Source organism: Methanocalculus sp. (assembly GCF_029762515.1).
GTDB lineage: Archaea > Halobacteriota > Methanomicrobia > Methanomicrobiales > Methanocorpusculaceae > Methanocalculus.
Genome location: NZ_JARVGN010000350.1, coordinates 1 through 2,438, shown reverse-complemented (window position 1 = coordinate 2,438; position 2,438 = coordinate 1). Strand labels below are relative to the sequence as shown.

Below are 2,438 nucleotides of genomic sequence, written 5' to 3'. Positions count from 1 at the left end.
CAGGCTCCGGGAACTCCGCCTCCTGATCAGGTGCGGTGCATGTAATCATAGTGAGGAGCGGACGATCCAGATCGAGCCGGGGAAGAAGGCTTCTGCTATCGACTTTGGCAACTGCCCGAAATGCACATCCCCCCTCTTCCTTGAGGAAGAAACAGATATCATCGATGAGCTGACGACTCTCGCCGACCAGAGCAACACAAAAGTTGAGATCATCTCGGATGATTTTGAGGAAGGGGCTATGCTCTACAATGCGTTTGGCGGAATTGCTGCGATCCTGCGGTACCGGACGGGGTTATAATGTATCTTGAAACAGTTGAGATGATTGGGCGTGTGCTGATGGCATGCACCGGTGAGGAAGACCCTCTCCTTGTTGATGGCGGCGACCATGCGGATATCGCATCCACGATCGCGTTTGCCTGCGCTAAAAAAGAGAAGAAGTCACCAGCGATCATTGCACAGGATCTTCTGGAGAAGCTGAAAACCCGCCCGGAGATGGATGGCATCTCGGTTGCCGCCACCGGGCCGTACCTGAACTTCACCTTCGGCAGTGACTATGTCGGAAAGTCAGTTCAACTGGCGCGTGAATCCGGGTATGGATCACTTCCAAAACGGCCTGAACGGGTCATGATCGAGCATACCAGTGCAAACCCAAACGGCCCTCTCCATGTCGGCCATATCAGGAACACCATCATCGGTGACACGCTTGCACGGACGTTTCGGAAGGCCGGGTATCCGCTTGAAGTGCAGTATTACGTGAATGATATGGGCCGCCAGATCGCCATTGTCGTCTGGGGTCTTCAGACACTTGGTATTGCCAGAAATGATGGTGAGAAGGGCGATCACTTCATTGCCCGCGTCTATATCCAGGCAAACCGCGAGATCGAGAAGGATGAGTCGATCAACCGTGAGATCGAGCGGCTGATGCAGGAGATCGAACGTGGAGGGAAGGATATTGAAAAGGTCTTCCGTGATGCGGTCGATACCTGTCTCGACGGAATAAAGAAGACTCTTGCTGATCTGAATGTGGTGCATGACCGGTATGTCCGGGAGAGCACCTTTGTCAGGATCGGGGATATGCACCGCGTGCTCGATATCCTCTCCCGCATGGATGAGGGAGAAGATGATGGAGAACTCTTCTCCGTGAACCTCTCGGCATATGGGATTGAGAAGAAGTACATCCTCAGGCGTGGCGATGGTACCAGTGTGTATGCTGCCCGGGATCTCGCATACCATGTCTGGAAGAATGCCAACTTTGGCCGGATCATTGATGTTCTGGGAGCGGATCACAAGCTGATCGGAGCCCAGCTCTCCTCGACACTCAGGCTGATGGGTGAGCGTGAACCTGAAATCCTGCATTTCGAGTTTGTCTCCCTGCCGGAAGGGTCGATGAGCACCCGTGCAGGGAAGTTCATCTCCGCAGACGAGCTGATCGAAGAGGTCACAATCAGGGCATTTGAGGAGGTGACGAAACGGAGGCCGGAGCTGACGGAGGAAGAACGGCAGGCAATCGCGGGATCTGTTGCCGTTGGCGCAATCCGGTATGATATCGTCCGGGTATCGCCTGAGAAGAGCACCGTCTTTGACTGGAAGCAGGCACTTGATTTCGAGCGGCAGAGCGCCCCCTATATCCAGTATGCCCATGCACGGGCCTGCTCGATCCTGGCAAAGGCTGGTGAGTTTGACGGGATCTATGAGTATGAGGATCCCCACGAGGTAGCGCTCGCAAAAGCGATCGCCCGGTTCCCGGCAGTGCTCGATTCTGTGGTCTCGGATCTCCGCCCACATCTCCTCGCCACCTATGTCCGGGATCTTGCGGATCTCTTTAATACCTTCTACCGGTTTGTTCCGGTCTTAAAAGCCGAAGGGAAGAGCCGGGATGCCCGGCTTGCGCTGGTTGACGCAACACGGAACACCCTCAGGGAAGCCCTGCAGACCCTTGGTATCGATGCGCTCGAAAGCATGTGATGCCCTGCGGAAGCAGGGATATCTCTTCTTCTCTCCGGAATCATCAGCCGCGGTAAAGCCCTGCATGTGGAGCAAACGGGCACTTCGCGGCGGGGATATGTGCTATAAACACCAATTCTACGGAATCGAGAGCCACCGGTGCATCCAGATGACTCCGACACTCCGTTGCAACCAGCGGTGCCTGTTCTGCTGGCGTTCGATGGAGCATGAGGTTGAGAACGAGATCGAACTGACACCTGAAACAATCGTCTCGGGGGCCCAAAAACTCCATAAGAAGGGGCTTGCCGGATACAAGCCGCATAAGGATGTTACTCCTGAGCGGTGGCAGGCGGCTTCCGAAGCCCCGAACCAGGTGGCAATCTCCCTCTCCGGCGAGCCGACCTGCTATTCACAGCTCCCGGCCCTTGTCGATCTCTTCAAAGAGAACGGCTATACCGTCTTTGTCGTCTCAAACGGGACCCGTCCGGAGGTGG

At 55.5% G+C, this 2,438-nt stretch carries 2 protein-coding genes and 1 pseudogene; all 3 read left to right on the top strand.

Annotated elements, in window-relative coordinates; translation table 11 throughout:
- Nucleotides 1-298, top strand: a pseudogene (locus QCH34_RS10755) (peptide chain release factor 1); the annotation flags it as partial.
- Nucleotides 298-1,965, top strand: coding sequence for an arginine--tRNA ligase (gene argS, locus QCH34_RS10750; RefSeq protein ID WP_300333987.1), 1,668 nt, complete (start codon nucleotides 298-300; stop codon nucleotides 1,963-1,965). The pseudogene QCH34_RS10755 and the gene argS, both read left to right, overlap by 1 nt.
- A partial coding sequence (locus tag QCH34_RS10745; RefSeq protein ID WP_300333985.1) for a radical SAM protein occupies nucleotides 1,946-2,438 on the top strand: 493 nt, incomplete at its 3' end. The genes argS and QCH34_RS10745, both read left to right, overlap by 20 nt.